At 72.3% G+C, this 22,469-nt stretch carries 26 protein-coding genes; 9 read left to right on the top strand and 17 right to left on the bottom strand.

The genetic code is table 11. The features are described 5' to 3' along the window. Positions 1–549 carry a hypothetical protein gene (locus tag BC793_RS14410; protein WP_109593060.1) on the bottom strand — a complete coding sequence of 183 codons (549 nt, stop codon included), beginning with the start codon at positions 547–549 and terminating at the stop codon, positions 1–3. A 72-nt stretch (positions 550–621) separates the two neighbouring features. On the opposite strand from BC793_RS14410, the gene BC793_RS14405 reads away from it, so the two are divergent. From BC793_RS14405 to BC793_RS14395, 3 genes are all read left to right on the top strand, one after another. Next, positions 622–1,188, top strand: a complete 567-nt coding sequence (locus BC793_RS14405) for an HAD family acid phosphatase (protein WP_239170008.1) — start codon at positions 622–624, stop codon at positions 1,186–1,188. A 64-nt stretch (positions 1,189–1,252) separates the two neighbouring features. Beyond that, positions 1,253–2,437: an MFS transporter gene (locus tag BC793_RS14400; RefSeq protein WP_109592984.1), complete on the top strand. Its 1,185-nt coding sequence runs from the start codon at positions 1,253–1,255 to the stop codon at positions 2,435–2,437. A gap of 599 nt (positions 2,438–3,036) precedes the next feature. Beyond that, on the top strand, positions 3,037–3,603 hold the full coding sequence (locus tag BC793_RS14395; RefSeq protein WP_239170007.1) for a hypothetical protein: 567 nt from the start codon (positions 3,037–3,039) through the stop codon (positions 3,601–3,603). 40 nt (positions 3,604–3,643) lie between these two features. Here the strand turns inward: BC793_RS14395 and BC793_RS14390 are convergent, their stop codons facing one another. The 6 genes from BC793_RS14390 to BC793_RS49565 all read right to left on the bottom strand — a co-directional run bounded on the left by BC793_RS14390 (position 3,644) and on the right by BC793_RS49565 (position 8,050). Next, positions 3,644–4,405: a hypothetical protein gene (locus tag BC793_RS14390; protein ID WP_109592982.1), complete on the bottom strand. Its 762-nt coding sequence runs from the start codon at positions 4,403–4,405 to the stop codon at positions 3,644–3,646. Positions 4,406–4,429: 24 nt separating this feature from the next. Further along, entirely contained in the window at positions 4,430–5,416 is a 987-nt protein-coding gene (locus BC793_RS14385) for a hypothetical protein (RefSeq protein ID WP_109592981.1), read from the bottom strand. Then, the gene (locus BC793_RS14380; RefSeq protein ID WP_239170006.1) at positions 5,413–5,907 is read right to left on the bottom strand and encodes a SigE family RNA polymerase sigma factor; all 495 of its coding nucleotides are present in this window, start codon (positions 5,905–5,907) and stop codon (positions 5,413–5,415) included. Before BC793_RS14380 ends, BC793_RS14385 begins: the two co-directional genes overlap by 4 nt. A 62-nt stretch (positions 5,908–5,969) precedes the next feature. Beyond that, on the bottom strand, positions 5,970–6,863 hold the full coding sequence (locus BC793_RS14375) for a hypothetical protein (protein WP_109592979.1): 894 nt from the start codon (positions 6,861–6,863) through the stop codon (positions 5,970–5,972). Positions 6,864–6,879: 16 nt separating this feature from the next. Further along, positions 6,880–7,458, bottom strand: a complete 579-nt coding sequence (locus BC793_RS14370) for a DUF4232 domain-containing protein (protein WP_109592978.1) — start codon at positions 7,456–7,458, stop codon at positions 6,880–6,882. 160 nt (positions 7,459–7,618) lie between these two features. Further along, the gene (locus BC793_RS49565; RefSeq protein WP_158319252.1) at positions 7,619–8,050 is read right to left on the bottom strand and encodes a hypothetical protein; all 432 of its coding nucleotides are present in this window, start codon (positions 8,048–8,050) and stop codon (positions 7,619–7,621) included. Here BC793_RS49565 and BC793_RS49560 point away from each other — a divergent pair. Beyond that, positions 8,040–8,324, top strand: coding sequence for a PepSY domain-containing protein (locus BC793_RS49560; protein WP_158319251.1), 285 nt, complete (start codon positions 8,040–8,042; stop codon positions 8,322–8,324). The genes BC793_RS49565 and BC793_RS49560 overlap by 11 nt on opposite strands. Before the next feature lie 883 nt (positions 8,325–9,207). On the opposite strand, the gene BC793_RS14360 is transcribed toward BC793_RS49560, so the two are convergent. Together BC793_RS14360 and BC793_RS14355 are read right to left on the bottom strand one after the other, a co-directional pair. Then, on the bottom strand, positions 9,208–10,647 hold the full coding sequence (locus BC793_RS14360; protein WP_109592976.1) for a sensor histidine kinase: 1,440 nt from the start codon (positions 10,645–10,647) through the stop codon (positions 9,208–9,210). Next, the gene (locus tag BC793_RS14355; protein ID WP_109592975.1) at positions 10,644–11,327 is read right to left on the bottom strand and encodes a response regulator transcription factor; all 684 of its coding nucleotides are present in this window, start codon (positions 11,325–11,327) and stop codon (positions 10,644–10,646) included. Before BC793_RS14355 ends, BC793_RS14360 begins: the two co-directional genes overlap by 4 nt. 101 nt (positions 11,328–11,428) lie before the next feature. Between BC793_RS14355 and BC793_RS14350 the strand changes: the two genes are divergently transcribed. Continuing rightward, positions 11,429–11,899, top strand: a complete 471-nt coding sequence (locus tag BC793_RS14350) for a hypothetical protein (protein WP_109592974.1) — start codon at positions 11,429–11,431, stop codon at positions 11,897–11,899. Here the strand turns inward: BC793_RS14350 and BC793_RS14345 are convergent, their stop codons facing one another. Both BC793_RS14345 and BC793_RS14340 read right to left on the bottom strand, forming a co-directional pair. Further along, positions 11,900–12,931, bottom strand: a complete 1,032-nt coding sequence (locus BC793_RS14345; protein ID WP_109592973.1) for a hypothetical protein — start codon at positions 12,929–12,931, stop codon at positions 11,900–11,902. Continuing rightward, positions 12,928–13,449, bottom strand: a complete 522-nt coding sequence (locus tag BC793_RS14340; RefSeq protein ID WP_239170005.1) for a sigma-70 family RNA polymerase sigma factor — start codon at positions 13,447–13,449, stop codon at positions 12,928–12,930. The genes BC793_RS14345 and BC793_RS14340 overlap by 4 nt, the downstream gene beginning before the upstream one ends. 97 nt (positions 13,450–13,546) lie before the next feature. Here BC793_RS14340 and BC793_RS14335 point away from each other — a divergent pair, with 97 nt between their 5' ends. Beyond that, positions 13,547–14,152 (top strand): MBL fold metallo-hydrolase, encoded by a 606-nt coding sequence (locus BC793_RS14335; protein ID WP_109592971.1) that lies wholly within the window; start codon positions 13,547–13,549, stop codon positions 14,150–14,152. A gap of 84 nt (positions 14,153–14,236) precedes the next feature. Further along, positions 14,237–14,890 (top strand): DUF3159 domain-containing protein, encoded by a 654-nt coding sequence (locus BC793_RS14330; protein WP_109593059.1) that lies wholly within the window; start codon positions 14,237–14,239, stop codon positions 14,888–14,890. On the opposite strand, the gene BC793_RS14325 is transcribed toward BC793_RS14330, so the two are convergent. Continuing rightward, positions 14,872–15,456: a hypothetical protein gene (locus BC793_RS14325; protein ID WP_109592970.1), complete on the bottom strand. Its 585-nt coding sequence runs from the start codon at positions 15,454–15,456 to the stop codon at positions 14,872–14,874. The genes BC793_RS14330 and BC793_RS14325 overlap by 19 nt on opposite strands. After that, complete coding sequence (locus BC793_RS14320) at positions 15,453–15,974, bottom strand: RNA polymerase sigma factor (RefSeq protein ID WP_109593058.1); 522 nt, start codon at positions 15,972–15,974, stop codon at positions 15,453–15,455. The genes BC793_RS14325 and BC793_RS14320 overlap by 4 nt, the downstream gene beginning before the upstream one ends. Positions 15,975–16,066: 92 nt before the next feature. On the opposite strand from BC793_RS14320, the gene BC793_RS14315 reads away from it, so the two are divergent. Together BC793_RS14315 and BC793_RS14310 are read left to right on the top strand one after the other, a co-directional pair. Next, entirely contained in the window at positions 16,067–18,232 is a 2,166-nt protein-coding gene (locus BC793_RS14315; protein ID WP_239170004.1) for a molybdopterin oxidoreductase family protein, read from the top strand. A 50-nt stretch (positions 18,233–18,282) separates the two neighbouring features. After that, positions 18,283–18,942 carry an HAD family hydrolase gene (locus tag BC793_RS14310; protein WP_109592968.1) on the top strand — a complete coding sequence of 220 codons (660 nt, stop codon included), beginning with the start codon at positions 18,283–18,285 and terminating at the stop codon, positions 18,940–18,942. 5 nt (positions 18,943–18,947) lie between these two features. On the opposite strand, the gene BC793_RS14305 is transcribed toward BC793_RS14310, so the two are convergent. From BC793_RS14305 to BC793_RS14290, 4 genes are read right to left on the bottom strand one after another with little or no spacing between them, the layout of a single operon-like run. Further along, positions 18,948–19,541: a response regulator transcription factor gene (locus tag BC793_RS14305; RefSeq protein WP_109592967.1), complete on the bottom strand. Its 594-nt coding sequence runs from the start codon at positions 19,539–19,541 to the stop codon at positions 18,948–18,950. Continuing rightward, complete coding sequence (locus BC793_RS14300; protein WP_109592966.1) at positions 19,538–20,782, bottom strand: sensor histidine kinase; 1,245 nt, start codon at positions 20,780–20,782, stop codon at positions 19,538–19,540. Before BC793_RS14300 ends, BC793_RS14305 begins: the two co-directional genes overlap by 4 nt. Positions 20,783–20,798: 16 nt before the next feature. Next, positions 20,799–21,536 carry an ABC transporter permease gene (locus BC793_RS14295; RefSeq protein ID WP_158319250.1) on the bottom strand — a complete coding sequence of 246 codons (738 nt, stop codon included), beginning with the start codon at positions 21,534–21,536 and terminating at the stop codon, positions 20,799–20,801. Further along, positions 21,533–22,465, bottom strand: coding sequence for an ABC transporter ATP-binding protein (locus tag BC793_RS14290; protein ID WP_109592965.1), 933 nt, complete (start codon positions 22,463–22,465; stop codon positions 21,533–21,535). Before BC793_RS14290 ends, BC793_RS14295 begins: the two co-directional genes overlap by 4 nt. Positions 22,466–22,469 lie beyond the last annotated feature (4 nt).

The following is a 22,469-nucleotide window of genomic DNA, read 5'->3' as shown; positions in this document are numbered from 1 at the left end:
TCAGGCCTGGACGAAGTCGCGGTACTTCAGCTTGGCCCGGCGGCCGTCCGGGTGGTGCCAGACGATGCCCTCCCACTTCGGGTGCGCCAGCAGCCAGGCACGGAGTCCGGCCAGGTCGCGGGGGACGTCCAGCCGCTCCGCCTCGGCATGGGCGACGAGCGCGTGTCCGCGTACCTCCTCGGGGTTGCCGTTGATCTTCTCCCCGATGAGTTCGTAGGTGCCGGGCTGCCGCGCCCGCGGCGACCCGGCGACCGCCTCGGCGTGGTAGCGGGCATAGCTGGACTGGGCGATCGGCTCCCAGCCGACGGTCTTGCCGGTGTTCTCGTCGGTCATCACCGGCCGGTAGCCGGGCGGGCGGGTGCGCCCGGGCCGGACCTCGCGCCGCGCCCACCAGACGCCGTCGTCGTCGAGCAGCACGCAGGTGCCGTCGTATTTCCGGGTGGCGATCCCCTCGCCGTCGAGAACCCACCGGCAGACGGGGTTGGCCTCGGGCAGCACGCGCTTGCGGTCGTTCGGGTCGCGCTGGAACAGCGTGGGAATCTTCTCCATGAACGTCATCTTCGCAGCGAGACAAAACGGAATTCAGTTCCCGTTCATCTATGATCATCGATAATGTGGCGCATGCGAACCCTCTCCCTCCGCATCCTGGTGACCACCGTCGCCGTCGCCCTGGCCACCGGCGTGGCCGCCACCCCGGCACACGCCGCGGCCCTGCCGTCCCGCGCCACCTGGCTCGCCGACGTCCAAGCCGTCACCGACCAGGCCGCCGGCTACCTCGACGACCGGCTCCCCGCCTCCGGTGTCCGGGCGGCGATCGTCCTCGACATCGACAACACCGCACTGCAGAGCAAGTACAAGCCGTACGACGCCACCCCGGCCGTCCTCGCGCTCGCCCGCCAGGCCCGCGCCGACGGGGCGGCCGTCTTCTTCGTCACCGCCCGCCCGGAGATCATCGAAGCCGCCACCGAGCTCAACCTGAGCGCCGTCGGATACCGGTGGACCGACATCTACACCCGGCTCACCTTCGACTTCTCCGACAACCAGACCCTCAAGACCAAGGCCCGGATCGACATCGAGAAGCGCGGCTACACCATCGTCGCCAACGTCGGCAACAGCGCCACCGACCTCGGCGGCGGCCACGCCGAACGCACCTTCAAGCTTCCCGACTACGACGGCCAGCTGGACTAACCCCCGGCTCGGGCCCGGCGGAGGTCCCCCGCCGGGCCCGAGCGCCCCCCGTTATCGTTCGCGGGTGACCGAGACCCGAGGCCAGACGCTCCGCCAGCTCGGCCCCACCGTCTACCTGCCGTCCGCGGTCTACTCCACCGGCATCGGCGCGGTCGCCCCGGTCATCGTCCTCACCGCCCTCGGCCTCGGCGCGTCCCCCGCGACCGCGGCCGTGGTCGCCGGCCTGCTCGGGCTCGGGCAGATCAGCGGTTCCCTCCCGGCCGGCGTGCTGATCTCCCGGATCGGTGAACGCCGCACCATGCTCGCCGCGTCCGCGCTGGCCGTACCCGCTCTCCTGGCCTGCATGTCCGCCTCGAACGTCCTGCTCCTCGGGCTGGCCGTCGCACTCCTCGGCGTGTGCGGCTCGGCGTGGGCGCTGTCCCGGCACGCCTACCTCACCGAGGCGGTCCGCCCCGAACTCCGCGCCCGGGCCATGTCCACCCTCGGCGGTGTGGGCCGGATCGGCACGTTCAGCGGCCCGTTCCTCGGAGCCGCCGCCATGCACGTGTCCGGCCTCGACGGCGCCTACCTGGTCGCGATCGCCGGCGTCAGCCTCGCCACCGCCGTACTCGTCCTCCTGCCGCCGGTCCCGCACGACCGCGCCGTCCCGCCCGGCACCGAACGCCCCGGCCTCTGGACGGTCATCCGCACCCACCGGCACACCCTCCGCACCCTGGGGTCCGGCGTCCTGCTGGTCGGTGCCCTGCGCGCCTCCCGCCAGACCATCCTGCCGCTGTGGGGCGTCTCCCTGGGCCTGTCCCCGGCCACCATCGGCCTGATCTACGGAGTCTCCGGCGGCATCGACATGCTGCTGTTCTACCCCGCCGGCAAACTCATGGACCGCTACGGCCGCCGCGCCGCCGCCGTCCCCGCGATGACCCTGCTCGGCACCGCCCACATCCTCCTGCCGCTGGCCGGCGGCGTGACCGGCCTGACCCTGATCGCGCTGCTGATGGGACTGGGAAACGGACTCAGCGCCGGCCTCGTCATGACCCTCGGCGCCGACGCGTCACCGTCGTCCGGCCGCGCCGAGTTCCTCGGTGCCTGGCGCCTCTGCTCCGACATCGGCCAGGGCGGCGGGCCCCTCCTGATCGGCGCCATCACCGCGGCGGCGACCCTCTCGGCGGCGGCGGTCGCCGTCGGTGGTTCCGGTCTCCTGGCCGCCTTCCTGCTGCATCGTTGGATAAAACCGCCGCATTCGTACGTCTAGAACCGCCCCCACGATCCACCCCGTCCCGTGGCTCCCCCGCGACGCGGACGTCCCCTCCCGGCCGCTCCGCGCCCGCCGGGCCGAATCCGACCCCCACCACCCCCTGCCCGTCCCGAACCCCGACGCGCGCACCGCCCGCCCGCCCTCCTCCGGCTGGCTCTCACCGCTCTCTCAAGCGCCCGGAGACAGCGGTGACGACCAGCCGCGTGGCCCTGGCTGGCTGTCACCGTTGTCTCAGGCGCCCGGAGACAGCGGTGGCGACCAGCCACGTGGCCCCGGCTGGCTGTCACCGTTGTCTCAAGCGTCCGGAGACAGCGGTGACGACCAGCCGGGAGGGTCTGGCTGGCTGTCACCGTTGTCTCAAGCGTCTGGTGACAGCGGTGGTGACCAGCCGGGTGGGCCTGGCTGGCTGTCAGCGTTGTCTCAAGCGTCCGGAGACAGCGGTGGTGACCAGCCGGAGGACCCGGGGGTGCTGCGAACCCGTCCAAGGTCGCCCACTCGACGGTGGTCGGCCCCCTAGGGTGGACGGGGTGGGGAGCGCGTGGCGAATGCCGGTCCCGGAGGGCCGGCCGGCTCGCGGGATACGGCAGACTGCCGCGATGGCTGATGAACCCGGGCCGCCCGTGGACGGAATGCGCGCCCGCTTTCTGGCGGCGCCCGAGATGAGGGCGCCGGAACCGTGGGGCGATCGTGTCGTGGTGGCCGTCGGCGGGCTGGTCGGCGTCGGGTTCGGGACGGATCCGGACAGTGGGCGTGACCTGCTGCTGGTGGCGTCGGGCACGGGGCTCGGCCTGCTGGGCGCGAGCGGTGAACGGCTCGCCCGGGACTACGACCAGGAGCGGGGCCACCCGGACGGCGACCTGACCTGTCCGGGGATCGGCCCGCTCGCCGGAACCCGGGTGCGCATGGCCGGCCTGTACGGCGGTGGCCTGCACACCGTGTCGGCGGACGGATGGGGCGTGGAAGTGGTCGGCCCGGACTGGCCGCACCACCGGGTCCTGCTGTCCGCGCCGTGGCACAGCCCCTGGGCCGGCGACCACGGGGTGACCTGGTGGCACATCTTCCATTCCCGGTACATGCCGTTGCGGGCCGCCGGTTTCTCCCCGTCCGGCAGGACTCTCGCCGTCGCGGTGGGCAGCGACGTCGCCCTGTGGAGCCGCTCCTGACCCGGCAGGCAACCGCCGGAACGCTGCGCGAGGCGGGTGATCAGGAGGTGATCAGCAGGCCGTCGCCGATCAGCCGGACGTCGGGGATGCGGTCGTCGGGTGCGTAGGGGACGACCGTCAAGGTCCGCTCGCCGTCGATGCGGAGCTGCTGGCCCGGCTTGAGGTCGTGACCGTCGGCGAGCATCCGGGCCAGCTGGTTGAGGATCTCGGCGGCCTCGCCGATCCGGTCCCCGGGAACTCCCATGACCAGGTCCGGGCGGCCGAACTTGAGCATCCCACGGGTGTGCACCGCATGCCCGAACCCGGGCGACTCCTCGCTCTCGGCGACCACGCTGATCTCCCGCAGCACCGTGAACGGCCGGTGCGGGTCCAGCCCGGCGATCGACGCGGCGAGTGACCAGTCGTGGGCGAACACGTCGAGCACCGCGGTCGCCCCGGCCCGTGACGCCGCCGCGGCGACCGCCCAGGCCAGCTGCAGGTGGGCCAGGTCGGCCGGGTCCGGCACCCGGACCTGGATCGAGTAGCAGCAGGTCGCCTCGTCGAGCAGCCGCAGATCACGGAGCTCCCGCTCGGCCAGGCTCCGCAACGGCCCACTGCGGAATCCGTCGACCCACTCCGGGTTCTCCGCATGCCGGTGCAGGCGCACGTCGAGCGCGTCCACCGGAGCCGTCGCCGGAACCACGCCGGTGAGGTCCAGCCCGGTCAGCACCTCATCGGCGGCGAAGACGACCAGGAGCACGGCCGCCTCCCGGCCGGAGGGGTGATGAGCGGGCCGCTGCCAGGGCTCGACACGAAGATCCACCCGCTCATGGTCCCATCCGGCGATTCACCCGTGGTAGGTGATCCCGCCCGCGAAACGGAGGACGTCGTTGCGGCTCAGGGGGATCGTCTCCGGGTCCCACGTGACGGAGAGCAGCCGGCCGGCGCCCAGGTCGACGGTCAGCGAACCGGCGTCGAGGTGCAGCTCCGCGTCGCGGCCGGCCAGCGTCAGCCGCTCACCGTCCGTGCCGGGGGCGAACGGTTCCTCCGTCACCAGGACGCACAACCCCTCGGGCTGCCGTTGCAGCTGCTGCTCCTGACCGACCAGGCAGACCTGGGTGGGGCTCTGATGCTGGGTGGTCATCCGCGGTGGCCAGACGCTGAACGTGAACGGGGCCGGACTGGTCCCCGCGACCGAGCCGGTGCCGCCGTCGAGCCCGCGGGCGAACCGCAGCACCTCCGCCTCGGTATGGCCGCCGAAGCTGGTGACCTGCACCCACAGGTCGCTGGGGGGCACTTTCCACCGGACGGCGATGAAGCGGTCACCGGGCCCGGCGCCGTCGTAGTCGTCGGCGGTACGCACGATCGCCGTCTGCCCGCCCACGTCCGCGGTGTGCTCGCCGGTCGTCTCGGCCCCCCAGCCCGGCTCCTGGGGACCGGTCTCGGCGGAGAGCACGTCGCCGTCCTTCTCGTACTGCAGGACCTCGTTGTATCCCAGCTGGAGCACCTCCGGCCCGGTCCCCAGGTCGGCGGGCACCCAGGTTGGTCGCAGCGAGAAGAACGGGGACGGCGTCCACGGGCCGCGGTCCCAGTCGTCGGCGAGCGGGGGAGACGCCGCCGGCAACGGTCGCGGCCGGTCGTCGTCGTGGCGCAGCAGCGGCACGGCCAGAGCCGCGGCCACGACCGCGACGGCCGCCCCGCCGGCCACCAGCCGCCGGCGGCGCACGTCACGACGGACTCCGAGGGTCACCTCCGTCAGGAGATCGTCGGCCGGCGGCCTCGCCGCGGCGGCCCGGTCGTGCAGAGTGACCCGCAGGTCTTCCTCGAGGGTCATGGCTTCGCCCCTTCGATCGTGGCCGTCGTCAGGTCGGCCCGCAGCCGGGCCAGTGCGCGGGCGGCGTGCACCCGCACCGTGCTGGGCGAGCACCGGAGCACGTCGCCGATCTGCCGGTCGTCGAGATCCTCGTAGTAGCGCAGCACCATGACCGCCCGCTGGGCCCGGGTGAGCCCGCCGAGCCTGGTCCACAGCTCGTCGCGCAGCGCCTGCCCCTCGGCGAAGTCACCGGAGGCGGGCTCGTCCGGCACGGCTCCGGGGCGCTCCCCGTTGGACCGCAGGCGCAGCCAGGACACATGCGAGCGGACCAGTGCCGTACGGATGTAGCGGTCGGGTTGGTCGGCCTCGATCCGTGGCCACCGGCGATAGGCCTTGACCAGCACCTCCTGCACAAGGTCCTCGCCGAGGTGCCGGTCGCCGCAGATGAGGTAGGCGAACCGCCGTAGCGCGTCCCCCCGGGCCCGCACATAATCCTCGAAACCGCTGTGCAACTGCGTCTCCCGCCGTCGGTTCCCTCCGTCGCACATAGGACGCCGCGGCGAGCCGGATCCGCTTACCTCCCGGCGGGATTCGTCGCCGCAGTGAAGCGGATCACCTCGTCCCGATCCATGCGGATGGACTCGTCCCACTGAACGAGCAGCGTCCGGCCGTCGCCGAGGTCGACCTGCATCTCGCCACCGGCCCGGCTCTCCTGGTAGCGCGCGGTCCGGCCGGCGACGGTGACCGTCTCCGGATCCGGAAGCGGCTGGATCCGCCCCACCGACCGGGGCAGCTCGACGCAGATCCCGGTGGGCCCGACCACCTCGGCTGCGGCCTCCGGAGACGCCAGGCACATGCTCCAGGGGCTCTGCTGCTGCAGGGTGAGACCGGGCGGCACCTCGGCGAACGTGAACGGCGGCGAGGACGGCACGGCGCCTGGCCCGAGTCCGCGGGCGAACCGTAGGACCTCGTCCTCGGTCCACGTGCCGGTGCCGTCGGCCTTGAGCCAGCGGCCGTCGGCGAGCTGCCAGAGCACCCCCACGAAGTCCGGCGCGGTCCGCACCGTCGCCGGTCTGCCACCGATGTCGGACGGGTGCTCCTCGGTGCGGTCCGCATCCCACTCCGGACGCTGGGCGGTCACCTGCGCGCTGAGTGTGCGCCGGCCGCCGTACCAGTACTGCACCGTCACCGCCGGGCCGCCGCGGAAGACCTCCGGCTCATGCGATCCGTCCGGCAGCCACGACGGCTGAAACGGGAACACCGTCGCCGCCCAGCCCGGCGGCTCCCAGTGTGGCGGCGGACCGGTGCGCAGGAGCCGGGGGACGAACACGAGCAGCCCGACGACCAGGGCGACGACGCCACCGACGGCCAGGAGCCGCCGCAGCCGGACCTCACCCGGCGTCAGGTCACTGTGCTGTTCCTCCTCGGCCGGCTGGACGGTATCGCCCAGTTCGGCATGACTGCCCACGTTCGGTGCCCTCTCCTCAGGTGCCGCTGATCCACGGGCTGATCGCTACCTTGCCGGTGTTGCCGGCGTCGATGTGCAGGGCGAGAAGGTGCCGTGACTGCCCCGCGCCCGCGGCGACGCTCACGAACTCACCGACCGCCACCGTCTCCGCGTCGGTCGTCAGATTGCGCCACGCCAGCAGGGCCCTGACCGATTCGCCGGGAGCCAGCGTCTCCTGTTTCGGCTGCACCTCCCACGGCGGGAGCGCGGTGACCTCGCCGATACCGCGCAGGACGCGCACGTCGAGCGGCTTCCGATCCTCATCGAGGATGCTCAATTCCGGATAACCCTTGATCCGGTACGGCTTCCCGCCGCAGTTGCGCAGCTGAAGACCCACGACGCGCAGCCCCGACGCGGCGTCCCCCTCACCGACGGAGATCTCCAGCCCGTCGATGCACCGGGGCACCGGATCGGGACTGCGGGTCACGGACACCGACGGCGCCGGCCGGGCCGGTGTGGACCGCCCGGTCTCCGGCTCGGGCACCGTGCCTGGTGCGGCACACCCGCCGGCCAGCAGCAGCACGGCACAGGACACACGCGGAAGAGAAATATTCATGGGTACGGGGAGAGTAGCCGGACTAGCGTGTCGGCCGTGATCCCGCTCCTGGGTGCGCTGGCCGGGCGTACGTCGATTCCCGTCGCCCTGCTCGTGTCGGCCGGGTTGCTGGCGCCGGCCGCGTGGATCCTCGCCCACCTGCGGTCGCGTTAGCGGGGCCTTAACGTTCGCACAGCGTGCCCATAGTGATCTTTCCGCGATGGTTCTCCCTGTCCGGAACGCCGGACGAGAGAAACCACCCGAGGGGGAGAACGATGAAGGTCAAGAAGAACATCGCCGCGGTGATGCTGACGGCCGGACTGCTGGCGGCGCTGGGATTCGGTGGTGCGGCACTCGCTGACGGCGGTTCCGACGACAACGGCCCGGCGGCGGCCTCCGTGAGCCGGTCCCACCCGAGCCCCTCGTCGTCTTTGTCGTCGTCGCCTTCCCTCTCGCCCTCGGCGTCTCTGTCCTCGTCGCCTTCCTCGTCGCCTTCCTCGTCGCCTTCCTCGGCTGACGACTCGTCCTCGTCGGTCGGCCCGTCGCCGTCGAGTTCTGACGACTCGATGAGCCCGGGTCCGTCCTCGGCATCGGGAGGCGCGATGGCTGTCACGGCGGAGCAGGCGACGGCGATCGCGGTCCGGGCCGCCGGCGGCGGGCGGGTCGCGTCGATCGAACGGGAGACCGAGCACGGGCGCCTCGTCTGGGACGTCGACGTGATCGTCAACGGCGTCGAGCACGACATCGACGTCGACGCCGCCACCGGCCAGGTGACCCGCCACCGCACCGACGGCTCCCACGACCGCAACGACCGTGGCCACAGTAGCGACGACCGCGGCCGCGGCGGCGATGACAATGGCGGCCGCCGCGGGGGCGACGACGACTGATTCCCGTTAACCGGCTGGACTGATCCGGCTCCGCTCTCGCGAGGCCGGGTTCGCTGGTTGCGGGCCTCCCGGCAACAGCCCGTCCGGGCCTGGCGGCGATTCGGTGGCTAACGAACAATCTCTGTCTGCCGTGCCAGCAGTACTTGCCGTGCGCGGTGCCGGCCGTGCCACCGGGGCCGCCCGTGCAAGCGGTCCCGCAGTGCCCGCCATGCCCGCGTGCCAGCGGTGATGCCGTGCGAGCGGCGCTACCGTGCGAGCCGTGCCGCCGCGCCAGTGATGCCAGCCGCGTACCCCAGTCTTCCGTCCTTCCCGTCGTGTTGTCCCCCCTCGCTGTGATGACCCTCCCGCCGTGCTGCCGCTCCCGCAGCGCCGACCATCTCGGCCGGGGTGATCGAACTCCCGAGGGTCGAGTGGTGGGGCCGTTGGCGACGCTGGTCAGCGAACACAATCGCTGAACGTGGGCTCGGCCATACGTCATGGCACGCACCGGCGCACACAATCCGGGGATCGTGTGCGTTCAGCCGGGTCATGGCGACGACAGCAGCCCACACAAGCGTTTTGTGTGATCCGGTCGTCGCTCGCAGACCATTCGCCCCCGGGCGGTGCCGCTGAGACCGGCGCCGGGTCGTCCCTCCGCGGGCGGTAGACGCCACAGGTGCAGTTCGCCGTCGCTCGCACCGGCCCGCCACACGCAGGAACGAAATCCGTTGAGAACGGGCCCGTGCCCGCCTACCTGCGGCTTTGTGCAGTTCGAGTTAGTTCAGCGGCGTCATCGGCGACCCCGGTCGGCAGCACCGGCTACCAGGTCGACCGGCAGCACCCAATACCAGCTCGAGCGGCAGCACCGACTCCAGCGGGTGCGACCAGATCGCGGTCCAGGCGGTCAGTTGGGCGGTTTCTCCGTACCGGAAAGCTCCAGGCGGACGACCGCACCGCCGGATCCCGGCGGACTGATCTCGAAAGAGCTCGCCACCTGGCGAGCGATGTCCAAGCCCAGGCCGGTCGAACCGCCGCCGGAGGCGCCGCGCTGCGCGACGCCTCCGGTAAGCGAGGCGGACGACGCCGAGAGCCGGGAGGACGCCGAGGGCGCCGATGAGGGGACGAGCGTCGAGGGAGCAGATGAAACGGACGGCGCCGAGGGGGTGGAGGGCGCGGAAGGGGATGGGGACGGCGCGGAAGGGGATGGGGAGGAAGGGGGTGGCGCAGGGGCGGGGAAGCCGGGACCGTCGTCGGCGACGGTCAGGGTTGCGCCTCCGGCCGGATGGGCGGTGAGGGTCACCGAGAGGGCCGTGCCGTCCGGGGTGTGGGCGAACACGTTGCCGAGCAGGGCGTCCAGGGCCGCCGCCAGGTCGTCGGCGGCGACGGCGACCGGCGCCGGTCCCGGGGGCAGTTGCTGGAGCAGGGGGCGGCCGGTGTCTTCGGCGAGGACCGCCCAGAAGGCGACGCGGGCCGCGACCACCGTGGTCGCGTCGCAGCCGGCGGGGGCGGTGGGAGTGGGGGCGCCGGCCTGGCGGGTCTGTTCGATGACGACGGTGACCGCGCGGGCCAGTTGGTCGGCGGCGGCCGCGACCCGGGCCGCCTCGTCCGGGTCGCGGAGGGCTTCGGCTTCCAGGCGCAGGGCGGTCAACGGGGTGCGGAGGCGGTGTGAGAGGTCGGCGACACGTTCGCGTTCGGCGGCGAGCAGGTCCTGGATGCGGCCGGCCAGGTGGTTGAGGGCGCCGGCGACCTCGCGTAGCTCGGGGGGCCCGGAGGGGTCGGCGCGGGCGGTCAGTTCGGCGCGGGCGAGCCGGTGCGAGACGGCGGAGAGTTCGCTGATCGGGCGCGTGATGGTACGGGCCAGGCGGTCGGCGACGAACAGGCCGAGCAGTACGAGCGTGACGCCGAGACCGGCGAGGGTGGCCCAGGCGCGGGTGACGCCGCGGGTGAGTTCGGCGTCGGTGACCAGGGTGCGGATCACGACGGTGGCACCGCCGGCGCCGACGACGGGTACCACCAGTTCCTGGCCCGCGGCGGTGGTGACGGTCAGCGCGCCGTGCCGGGCGGCGGCGAGGTGTACCGCCGGGGTGGGTGCCGCCGGGGTGCCGAGGACGCCGCCGTCCGGCAGGAAGACGGTGACCGGGACGGTCTGCGCCTCGACGGTGAGCCGCAGCGCGGTGGTGTCGCCGGTGGCGGCCAGCGGGACGATCGACTGCACCACGTCGTCGGCCCGGCTCAGCGCCCGGTCCTGGGCGACCTGCCGGACCAGCACGGCCAGCGGCACCAGGAAGGCCAGCAGCACGAGCACCGTGGTCGCCGCGACCAGCAGCGTCAGCCGGGTTCTCACGCCGGCCCGCTGAGTTTGACCCCGACACCGCGGACGGTGTGCAGGTAGCGCGGCTCCTGGGCGGTCTCGCCGAGTTTGCGGCGCAGCCAGGACAGGTGCACGTCGACAGTCTTGTCCGCACCGCCGTACGGCACCTGCCACACCTCGCTGAGCAGTTCCCGTTTGGTGACCACCTGCCCGGCCCGCAGCGCCAGATGATGCAGGAGATCGAACTCGCGGGGGGTCAGCTCGACACCCGCCCCGTCCAGCGTGACGGTGCGGGCCGACTGGTCGATGCGGAGACCGCCCACCTCCAGGACCGGGGCGGTCCCGGGGGCGCCGGAGCCGCGCCGCAGCACCGCCCGGACCCGCGCGTCGAGTTGGGCGGCGGTGAACGGTTTCACCACGTAGTCGTCGGCGCCGGCGTCGAGGAGGCGGACCATCTCGGTCTCCTCGTCGCGGGCGGTCGCCACGATCACCGGGATGCGGCTGACCGCGCGCAGCATGCGCAGCAGCTCCCGCCCGTCGAGGTCGGGCAGGCCCAGGTCGAGCACGATCAGGTCGGGCCGCTCGGCGAGGGCGGTCTGCAGCCCCTCCATGGCCGCGGCGGCCGCCGCCACCGCGTGCCCGCGCTCCCGCAGGGAACGCAGCAGGGTGGTCCGGATCGCCGGGTCGTCCTCGATGAGCAGGAGTCTCGCCACGGCTGCACGGTAACCGCCGGGCACGACGGAATGGCCGTTCTTAACCTTCCCTTAGCGGTGTCCGGTGCCCGGCTTAGTGTCCGGCGACGGATAGTGGCCGGGTGCGACTCATCGACCGGCTGGGCCGGCTACCCCTGGTCATCGCTCTCGGCTGGATCGTCGCGGCGTTCCTCGCGGTGATGGTCGGTGTGGTCGGGATCGGCCTGGTGGGGTCGGGGCTGCTGACGTCGCGGCAGGGTGCCCCGGTCAGTGAGGACGAGGTGCGGCGGGCCTTGGCGGAGACGTCCGCGGAACCGTCGCAGACGTCGGTGGGACCCTCGGCCACCCCGTCGGGGGAGCCGTCCCCGCAGCCGGCGGGGAACACCGCCCGTTCCTTCCCGACGGCGGGCGGGACCGTGGTCGCCGAGTGCGGGCGGATCCTGTCCCTGTCGCCGGCCCAGGGGTTCGAGGTGCACGAGCAGGACGACGACGAGGGTGAGTTCCGGTCGGTCCGCGGACGGGACCGGGTCAGGGTCGAGCTGACCGGCTGCGACCGGGGAACGCCCCGGCTGCGGGTCCGGAACGACGACTGATCAGCGCGGGGGCAGCCAGGAGGTGTCCGGCGCCGCGCCTAGGGTGATCTCTTCGATGATCCGGGTCAGTTCGGCGCGGGCCACCTCGTACCCCGGTCCGATCGTCACCCGCAGCAGGCGGCCCGGTTGCACCTCGACCCGTGCGAACGGCGGCAGCCCGCCGCAGGTGACGTGGGCCGCGGGCAGGTCGGGGCAGCCCCGGTCCGGGTCGCCCGGGTACAGCGCGCCGGGAAGGCCGCGCAGCGTGACCGGTTCGCCCTTGGCCGTGGAGACCTCCCAGACGAGTTCCGCCTCGACGGCGACCCGCCCGCCGTCCTTCCCGTTGCGCCGGAGCATCTCGCCGGCGCGGTCCGCCGTGCCGCTCTGCCCGGCGCTCACCGTCCCGGTGAACCGGTCCGGCACCCAGCCGAACGCCAGCGACACCGCCACCACCGCGCCCGGGTCCGGTTCGATCGAGGCCGCCACCCGGCGTGCCACCTGCCCGGTACGGTCCGACCGGCCCACCGACACGCTGAGCATCAGGCCGTCGTCCACCTCGACCCAGACCTTGCCGGGGCCGGGTGCCGCCCACGCCCGGCGGCCGCCCAGGGTGACGGCGTCGAACCCGGCCGGGTCGAACGCCGACCGGGGGAGCAGGAACAGGTGGATCTGGTCGTCCGGGCCGGTGCCCCGCCGCCAGGAGCGGGTCTGCGACACCGGGCCGCTGCCGGGCACCGAGCCGATCCGGCTGACCTCGGCGAATCCGGCGGGCAACCAGGCCGGCCGGTAGCCGATCGGGGCGCGGGTGCCGGCCGGCGGACCGCTGACGGCCGGGACGCCGGGTTGCGGGGCGGGAACCGGCGCGGGGGTACGCGGCCAGGCCGCCACCGCCACGCCCACTCCGCTGACCGCGGCCGCGGACGCCACCAGCAGTCCCCGGCGCTGCCGGTGGGCCCGGGTCCGCGCCGTGATCCCGGCCGCCACCGGCCCCGGGTCGGGTGCCCGGCCGGCGATCGTGGACAGCGCGTCGCGCAGCTTCTCTTCGTCTCTCATCGGACGGTGACCTCCAGTCGGAGCTTGGCCAGGGCGGTCGACGCCTGTGCCCGTACGGTCGACGCCCGGCTTCCCATCAGTTCGGCGATCTCGTCGAACGTGTGGCCCTCGAAGTAGCGCAGCACGATCACCGCGCGCTGGCGGGCCGGCAGCGCACCGACCCGGCGGATCAGCTCGTCGCGTTCCTGCCGTTCGGTGAGCGGGTCGACGGCGCCGGCCCGGGTGTCCAGCTGTTCGTGCGACATCGGGACGACCCGCCCCCACCGGCGGCGCAGGGACAGGAACTCGTTGAGGACCATGCGTTTGACGTACGCCTCGGGTTGGTCCATCACGGCGATCCGCCGCCACCGTGCGGAGACCCGGACCATCACCTCGCCGACGATGTCGTCGGCCTGATGCGGGTCGCAGGTCAGCACGGTCGCGTAGCGCAGCAGCGCGCCCAGCCGTGCCGCGACGAACTCCTCGAACGAACTGTTCTCACCGTGGTGCGGCCCGGTCCGGAGTTCGGATGCCGGCAACCTCCCGCCATCGGATTCGATGCCAGGTTGGAAACGGTTCGCTGCCATGCCCCTGTAACGCTCCCGCTTCTCGAAGTGCTTAGCGGACAATCGGAGAATGCTGCGTGTGGATCATGGTGTCGTCTCCGGCACCTTCAGCCTGGACGGTCAGACCTTCGACGTCGACAACAACATCTGGGTGGTCGGCGACGACGAGGAATGTGTGGTGATCGACGCTCCGCACGACGCGGACGCGATCCTCGCGGTGGTGGGCGGGCGCCGGCTGGTGGCGATCGTCTGCACCCACGCCCACGACGACCACGTCCGGGTCGCCCCTGCGCTGCGGGACCGGACCGGCGCGCCGATCCTGCTGCACCCGGCGGAGTGGCCGCTGTGGGAGCTGACCCACGGCTCGGGCGTGTGGTGGAACATCGATCTGGCCGACGGTGCCCGCATCGAGGTCGGCGGTTCGGTCCTGGAGGTGCTGCACACGCCGGGTCACGCGCCGGGCGCCGTCTGCCTGTACTCGGCGGAGCTGGGTGCGGTCTTCACCGGCGACACCCTGTTCAACGGCGGGCCGGGTGCGACCGGCCGGTCCTACTCGGACGGCGATCTGATCGTCGACTCGATCCGTAAGCGGTTGTTCGCGCTGCCGCCGTCGACCGTGGTGCACACCGGCCACGGCGACGACACGACGATCGAGGCGGAGGCGGCCCGGCTCTAGTCGGGCCGGACAGGAGGGCACCTGACGTCGACGGTGGCGGGAGCGCGGGTTAGGCTGCCCTAACCTCATAAGGGGCGGGTGGACATGGCGCAGCCGGAATCGCTGGCGGAGTTGCTGAACGGGCGGCGGGCCGCGGTGGACGCGTCGCTGCCCGCTGTCGGGTTCGTGGCCGGCTGGCTGGCCTTCGGTGAGTCGATCTGGGCCGGGGCCGGTGCCGCCGTGATCGTCGCGATCGGGCTGTCCGTCTGGCGACTACGTAAAGGGGATAAACCGCGGGCCGTACTGATCGGCCTGTTCGTGGTCTGCGTGGCCGCCCTGATCGCCCTGTACACCGGCAAGGCGGAGAATTTCTTCCTGTTGCAGCTGCTCAGCAACGCGGCCAGTGCCCTCGCCTGGATCATCAGCATCGTCGTCCGGTGGCCGCTGCTCGGCATCGTCGTCGGCACGGTGCTGGGGCAGCGGACCCGGTGGCGGCGTGACCCCGCGCTGCTGCGGGCGTATTCGCGGGGCAGCTGGGTGTGGGTCGTGCAGTATGTGATCCGGGTGGCCGTGTTCCTGCCGCTCTACCAGGCCGGACAGCTGGCCGCCCTGGGCACCGCCCGGGTCGTGCTGTCCGGTCCGCTGGTCGCCGGATGCCTGGCGGTGAGCTGGTGGGTGATCCGCCGTAATCTGCCGGCGGACCACCCGGGCCTGCGTCACCCGGTCGTCGAGGAGCCGGTTCAGAAAGCCGCTTCGTAAAGGTCCCGCAAACCGATCGCGTCGGCCTCGCCGCTGTATCCGCAGATCAGGACGCTGCCGTCGGCCGAGGACACCAGGTAGTTCCTGCCTTTCTCGAACTTTCCGCTGCCGAGCATGGTCTCGGAGCTGTCCCCCGCCTGGGCGACGGCCACCTCGTCGGCCGCCTCCCCGCGGTAGACGCGCGACACCGTCAGGGTGACCCGGCCGTTGTCGATCATCAGCACGGTGCCCTCGAAAGCGAAGTCGGCGGAGGAGGCGAGCTGCTCGGGCTGCGGTTCCCGGCACTTCGCCTGGACCCCGGTGGTGGTGAGTTCGACGACCCTGGCCGGCAGCGAGGAGACCGCGACCGCCGGTGTCGGCTCCGGCGCGGAAGGCCTGGTCACCGCCCACGCGGCTCCACCGGCGATCAGCACCAGGGCCGCGGCGACGGGCAGCGCCCACTTCTTCGTGCTGCTGGACATGGCTTCCTCCACAAGATGCGCGACCTGGGCGGGGGACGCCGGCTCCAGCGACGCGGCCGGGTCGGCACGCCGCAGTCGGGCACGCAGATCGTCGTCGTCGGTCACGGCCGGCTCCCCTCTGTCGACTCTTCATGTCCGGAAGCGGTCATGGTCTTTCGCAGTTTCTCCTTCGCCCGGTGCAGCCGGATCGACGCCGCGTTCGCGCTGATCCCGAGAACCACGGCGATCCCGGCCGGCGCCAGGTCCTCCCACGCCCACAGCCGCAGGATCTCGGCCTCCTCCGGCCGCAGCCGGCACAGTGCCGCGGCCAGGTCGTCGTCGGCCGGCGCCGGGCCGTCCACGGTCTGCGGCGGCGGGTCGAGCCGGGAGATCCGGGCCAGCAGGCGGAACTGGCGGCGCTGTCCGCGTTCGGCGTTGGCCAGGCAGAGACGGGCCACCCCGTACGCCCACGGCAGGTGCTCCGCCGGCATCTCGTCGAGGCGGCGCCAGCAGATCAGCAGCGTCTCGGAGAGCACGTCGTCGGCGGTCGCCGGGTCGGTACGCCGTGCCAGATAGCGCCGGACGGCGTCGATCACCGCCGGTGCCAGGGTCTCGAACCGCGCCCGGCGCGAATCGACGTTCACGAGGTCCACCCTGTCTCATGTCCGGCAGTGGAGGTGTTCTTTCACGACGCATGGCAGGATACTGGCGAGTAACCCAGCGTCGGGAGGCTGCCGTGCGGACCGCGTACCGAACATGCCCGTTCTGTGAGGCCGCCTGCGGTCTCGAGTTGACCGTCGACGGTGACCGGGTGACCGGCGCCCGCGGCGACCGCGAGCACGTCTTCAGCCACGGCTTCATCTGCCCCAAGGGTGCGATGTTCGGGCAGCTCACCCACGATCCGGACCGGTTGCGGCAGCCGCTGGTCGACGGCCGCGAGGCCTCCTGGGACGAGGCCTTCGACGCGGTCCGGGCCGGTCTGCGCCCGGTCCTCGAGAGGTACGGGCCACACGCCCTCGCGATCTACCTCGGCAACCCGAACACGCACACCATGTCGGGCGGGCTCTACATCTCCCCGCTGCTCCGCGCGCTCGGCAGCCGCAACGTCTACTCGGCGAGCACCGTCGACCAGATGCCGAAACACGTCTCGTGCGGTTACCTGTTCGGCAATCCGCTGATCATTCCGGTGCCCGACGTGGACCGTACCGACTTCATGCTGATCCTCGGCGCCAACCCGTGGGAGTCGAACGGCAGCCTCGCCACCGCCGCGGACTTCCCCGGCCGGCTCAAGGCGCTACAGGCGCGCGGTGGCCGTTTCGTGGTCGTCGACCCGCGCCGTACGGTGACCGCCTCCCACGCCGACGAGCATCTGTTCATCCGGCCCGGCACCGACGCGTTCCTGCTGTTCGGCATCGTGCACACGCTGTTCGGTGAGGACCTGGTCGATCTGGGCGACATCGCGGGACAGGTGTCCGGGGTGTCGTCGGTACGGGACCTGGCCGCCGACTTCGCGCCGGAACTCGTCGCCGACGCCTGCGGTGTCCCCGCCGACCGGATCCGCGGTCTCGCCCGGGAGCTGGCCGCCGCTCCGGCCGCCGCCGTCTACGGCCGGATCGGCACGTGCACCGTCGAGTTCGGCACCATCACCAGCTGGCTCGTCGACGTGGTCAACATCCTGACCGGCAATCTCGACCGGCCGGGCGGCGTGATGTTCCCGCTCGCCCCGCACCTCACCGACGAGGCGAAACGTGGCCGGGGCTTCCGTACCGGCCGGTGGCACAGCCGGGTCCGCCACCTGCCCGAGGTCAAGGGTGAACTGCCCGTCGCCACCCTCGCCGACGAGATCGAGACGCCCGGGGAGGAGCAGGTCCGCGCCCTGATCACGATCGCCGGCAACCCGGTCCTGTCCACGCCGAACAGTGGCCGCCTGGACCGTGCCGTGGCCGGACTGGACTTCATGGTCAGCGTCGACCCGTACCTGAACGAGACCACCCGGCACGCCGACGTGGTGCTGCCGCCGACCGACGCCGCCCGCAAGGGCCACTACGACTTCTCGTTCCTGGCCCTGGCGGTGCGCAACTTCGCGGCGTACTCCCCGCCGGTCCTGCCGCCGGAGGAGTCCGTACCCGATGAATGCGACATCCTCGCCCGCCTCACCCTGATGATCTCCGGGCAACCCGACACCGACGCCGCTCCGCTGCACGACCTGCTGCTCCAGCAGGCTCTCCAGAAGGTCCCCGCCGAGCTGCACGACCGGGTCACCGGCGACCACCCCGCCGAGCGGCTCCTCGACGTGGCGTTGCGGTCGGGCGCCTACGGCGACCGTTTCGGCGCCGACCCGGACGGGCTCAACCTGCGCAAGCTCATCGACAACCCGCACGGCATCGACCTCGGCCCGCTGCGCCCGCGCATCCCGTCGGTGCTGCGCACCCCGTCCGGAACGGTGGAACTCGTCGTGCCCCCACTCGTCTTGGAGACGGCCCGCCTGCGCGCCGCCCTCACCCGCCGCCACGACGACCTGGTCCTCGTGGGCCGCCGTCACCTGCGGTCGAACAACAGCTGGATGCACAACGTGCCCGCCCTGATCAAGGGCCGCGACCGCTGCACCCTCCAGGTCAGCCCCGCCGACGCCGACCGCCTGTCGCTCACCGACGGCGAACCCGCCCAGGTCACCTCGCGGGCCGGAACCGTCACCGTCCGCGTGGAGATCACCGATCGCGTCATGCCGGGCGTCGTCAGCCTCCCGCACGGCTGGGGACACGACGCCCCCGGAACCCGCCTGTCCGTCGCCGCCACCGCCCCCGGTGTCAACTCCAACATCCTCACCGACGAGCTGGTCATCGACCCGCTCTCCGGCAACAGCGTCCTGAACGGCATCCCCGTCGAACTCAAACCCGCCTGACCGCCACGGCGCGTCCCGGCCGCCCGGCACCGTCCGCCTAAGCTGACGGCATGATCCGAGCGGTGGTCTTCGATGTCGGCGAGTGCCTGGTGGACGAGACCCGGATCTTCGGGGAGTGGGCCGACTGGATCGGGGTCCCGCGGCACACCTTCTCGGCGGTGTTCGGGTCGGTGATCGCCGCCGGGCTCGATCATCGGCAGACGTTCGAGCTGCTGCGGCCGGGGTTCGACCTGGCCGCGGAGCGGGCGAGACGGACGGCGGCGGGGCAGGCCGAGGGATTCGGGGAGGACGACCTCTACCCGGACGCGCGGCCGGCGCTGACCGCTCTGCGGGCGGCCGGGCTCTGGGTCGGGATCGCCGGCAACCAGCCGGTACGCGCCGGCGGTGATCTGCGGGCCCTGAACCTGCCCATCGATCTGATCGGGACGTCCGACGACTGGGGCGTGTCGAAACCGGACATCGCGTTCTTCCACGCCGTCGCGTCGCGGGTGCCGTTCGATGCGAAGGAGACCCTCTACGTGGGCGACCGCCTGGAGAACGACGTGCTGCCCGCCGCGGCCGCCGGCTTCCGGACGGCGCTGATCCGGCGGGGGCCGTGGGCCTACATCCACCAGGGTGATCCCCGCGTGGAACTGGAGACCACGATGCGAATCGACACGCTGACCGACCTTCCCGAGCGGATCAAGGCCTTCAACGCGGCGGCAGACTGAGGCGGTCAGATCCATCCCATCCGCTGGGCCTGGTGGATCGCGGTCAGCCGGTTGGGGGCGCCGAGTTTGGTCATCGCGTTCGACAGGTAGTTGCGGACCGTACCCTCACTCAGGTGCAGCCGGGCCGCGATGTCGGCGACCGAGGCGCCGGACGCGGCCAGGGTCAGGGTGTCGCGTTCGCGGTCGGTGAGCGGGCTCTCGCCGGCCATCATGGCGGACGCCGCCAGCTCCGGGTCGAGATAGCGGCCACCGGCGTGGATCCGGCGGATGGCCTCGGCGAGTTCGGCGCTGGAGGCGTCCTTCGGGATGAACCCGCGCACGCCGGCGGCGATGGCGCGGCGCAGATACCCGGGCCGGGCGAACGTGCTGAGGATGAGCATGGCGCGGCCCGGGAGCCGTTCGGCGACGGTGAGGCCGTCGAGGCCGGGCATCTCGATGTCCAGGACGATCACGTCCGGGTCGTGGGCGGCGACGGCCGGCAGCACGTCGTCACCGCGGCCACACTGGGCCACCACCGTCAGATCGTCCTCGAAGTCCAGCATCATGGCCAGCGCCTCCCGGATGAGGTGCTGGTCGTCGGCGAGCAGAACGCGGATCATGCGGTCTCCCCGGGCGCGATGGACAGGACGGCCGACGCCGGACCGGGTGGCGGAACCGGGGGCGAGGGAGCCGTGGACCGCGGAGCCGCGGGAGCCGGAACCGCCGGGGCGGTGGCCCGGACCACGAAGCGTCCGTCGCCGGTGGGCTGGGCGGTCAGCGTGCCACCGACGGCGACGAGGCGTTCGGCGAGGCCGGCGAGACCGGTGCCGGCCTGGTCGGCGGTGACGGCCGTGACACCGTCGTTGACGACCTCGAGGACCGCGGATCCGTCGGCGGCCCACAGGGTGACCGTGCACCAGGTGGCGGTGCTGTGCCGCAGGATGTTCGTGGCGCTCTCCCGGACCACCCAGGCGAACGGACCGGCCGCCTCCGGATCGACGGCACCGTCCGGCAGGTCGACCTTGCAGCGGATGCCGTCGGCTTCGAGAATGGCCCGCACACTGGCGACCTCGGAGGCCAGGTCGAGAATCCGGTAACCGCGCACCGCGGAACGGATCTGGCGCAGACCGTCCTGGGCGAGGGCGCGCACCTCGGCCATCTGCTCGGCGGCCCGGTCGGTGTCGATGGCGGTGAGTTTGCCGGCCAGCTCGCTCTTCACGGCGATCACCGACAGGCTGTGGCCGACCAGGTCGTGCAGGTCGCGGGCGAACCGGAGACGTTCCTCGGTGACGGCGAGCCGCGCCTCGGCGTCCTTGGTGTGGTGCGCCTGCTCGGTGAGGTCGAGGATCCAGATCCACAGTTTGTTCGCCCACGGCAGGGTCAGCGACAGGGCACCGTAGATCGCCAGGGACGCGAGGACCGGCACCGGCTCCGGACCGGGGTTGACCGCGCTGACGGTGACGGTGACGGCGACGGTGCCGAGCGCCAGCACGACCGTCATGACCCGGGAGGTGCGGACCGTGACCAGGCTGATCCAGGCGATCGCGACCATGCCCCAGCCGGCCGGGTGGGCGTCCTGCACGACCAGCACCGTCAGGGCGGCCGCCCCGGAGACCGCGGTGTCGATGCGGCTGCGGCGGGCCTGCCGAGGCCAGAAGATGGACACCGCGCGGACCAGCCGCGTGCCGGACCAGGTGAAGACCAGCAGCGCCGCCAGGGCGACGGCGATCCGCGGCGGTGACACCTGGCCCGCGCCGGCCGACAGGGCGACACCGGACGCCGCGCCGAACCATGCCAGGAGCATGCTGAAGCCGAGGCTCCACATGGTGATCCGCTGGGCCCGCTGGATAGCGCCGGTCATGTCGACACCCTAACTTTCAGCCGCGCCGCGGGTCCCAGCGGAAGAACCGCCGGGCCAACAGCGCGGCGACGGCCACCCACGCGGCCAGCAGACCCAGCGACGACCACGCGAAGCCGGCACCGTAACCGGCCCGTACCAGGTCGGCGACCGGGGTCAGCGGCAGGTATTCGGCGACCTGCCGGAGCCGCTCCGGGAAGGCTTCGGCCGGCACGATGACGGGGGAGAGGACCAGACAGACCAGCATCACCGGTACGGTCGCCAGCTGCGCCAGCTCACCGGACGAGCTCAACCCGGAGATCGCCATCGACAGCAGCGCGAACACCGCCGCCCCGCCGAGCGCGGCGACCAGCACGAGCAGCGGGTTGCCGGGCAGCCCGAAGCCCATCACCACGGCCGCGATCACGACGGCGAGAGCCTGGAGCAGGTAGACCGCGGTGGCACCGGCCGCGCTGCCGCCGAGGATGGCGGTCGCCGACGCGGGACCGCCGAGCAGCCGTTTGAGGACCAGTTCCTCGCGGCGGCTGGTGTAGAAGCCGGCCAGGTTGACCAGGGGCGCGAACATCAGCAGCCCGGCGATCTGCCCGGTCAGGATGTACTCGACGCTGTCCCGGCCCGCCTGATCGGCGGTGAACACCAGGAACGCGGCGACGGCGAGCGGCATGAGGACGGCGTTGGTGAGCGCCGACCGGTTCCGGAAGATCAGCGTCAGGTCGAGCCGGGCCAGCCGGTAGATGTGCGCGAGGTCGGTTTTCACTGGTTCTCCACGATGCTCAGGAACACGTCTTCGAGGGAGGCGGGACGGACCGACAGCCGGTCCAGCGTGACGCTCTGCTCGACCGCCCAGGCCAGCAGCGCCGCCACCGCGCGGTGCGCACGCCCGTCCGGGTCGCCGCCGGTCACCGTCCACCGGGCGGTGGGCAGGCCGTCGGCGACGGTGATCTCCGGTGGCAGGCCGTCGAGGAGCGGCAGGGCGTCGATCGGGATGTGCGCCGGGACACGGAAGGCGATCCGGTCACCGTGGCCGGACACCACCTCGGGCACCGTCCCCGCGATCCGGATCTCGCCCCGGTGCATGATCGCGATCCGGTCGGCGAGGCGCTCGGCCTCCTCGAGGTAGTGGGTGGTGAGCAGCACGGTCGTACCGCCGGCGACCAGCTCCTGGATGAGCCGCCACGTGCCGATCCGCGCCTCCGGGTCCATGCCGGTGGTGGGCTCGTCGAGGAAGAGGACCTCGGGCCGGCCGACGATGGCCAGCGCCAGGTCGAGGCGGCGTTTCTGCCCACCGGACAGCTGCCGTACCGCGGTGCCGGACTTCTCGGTCAGGTCGACCTGGTCCAGCACCGAGGAGGCGGGAAGCGGCCGCGCATGCAGGTCACGCCAGAGCGAGACGGTCTCGGCCACGGTGAGATCGCCGATCAGTCCGCTCTCCTGCAACATGATCCCGACCCGTGGCCGCAGCGCCCGCCGGTGCCGATAGGGATCGGCGTCCAGCAGGCGCACACTCCCCGAAGCGGCCGGCCGGAATCCCTCGAGCACCTCCATGGTGGTCGTCTTGCCGGCCCCGTTCGTGCCGAGCAGGGCGAACAGCTGCCCGCTCGCGACGCTGAAGTCGATACCCCGGACGGCTTCGAAGTCCCCGTACCGCTGGCGGAGGCCATCCACCTCGATCGTCTGTGTGCTCATGTGT

It is taken from the genome of Actinoplanes xinjiangensis (assembly GCF_003148685.1).
Taxonomy (GTDB): Bacteria; Actinomycetota; Actinomycetes; order Mycobacteriales; family Micromonosporaceae; genus Actinoplanes; species Actinoplanes xinjiangensis.
Note: the sequence above shows the minus strand (reverse complement) of the source record. Positions and strands in the feature narration are given on the sequence as shown.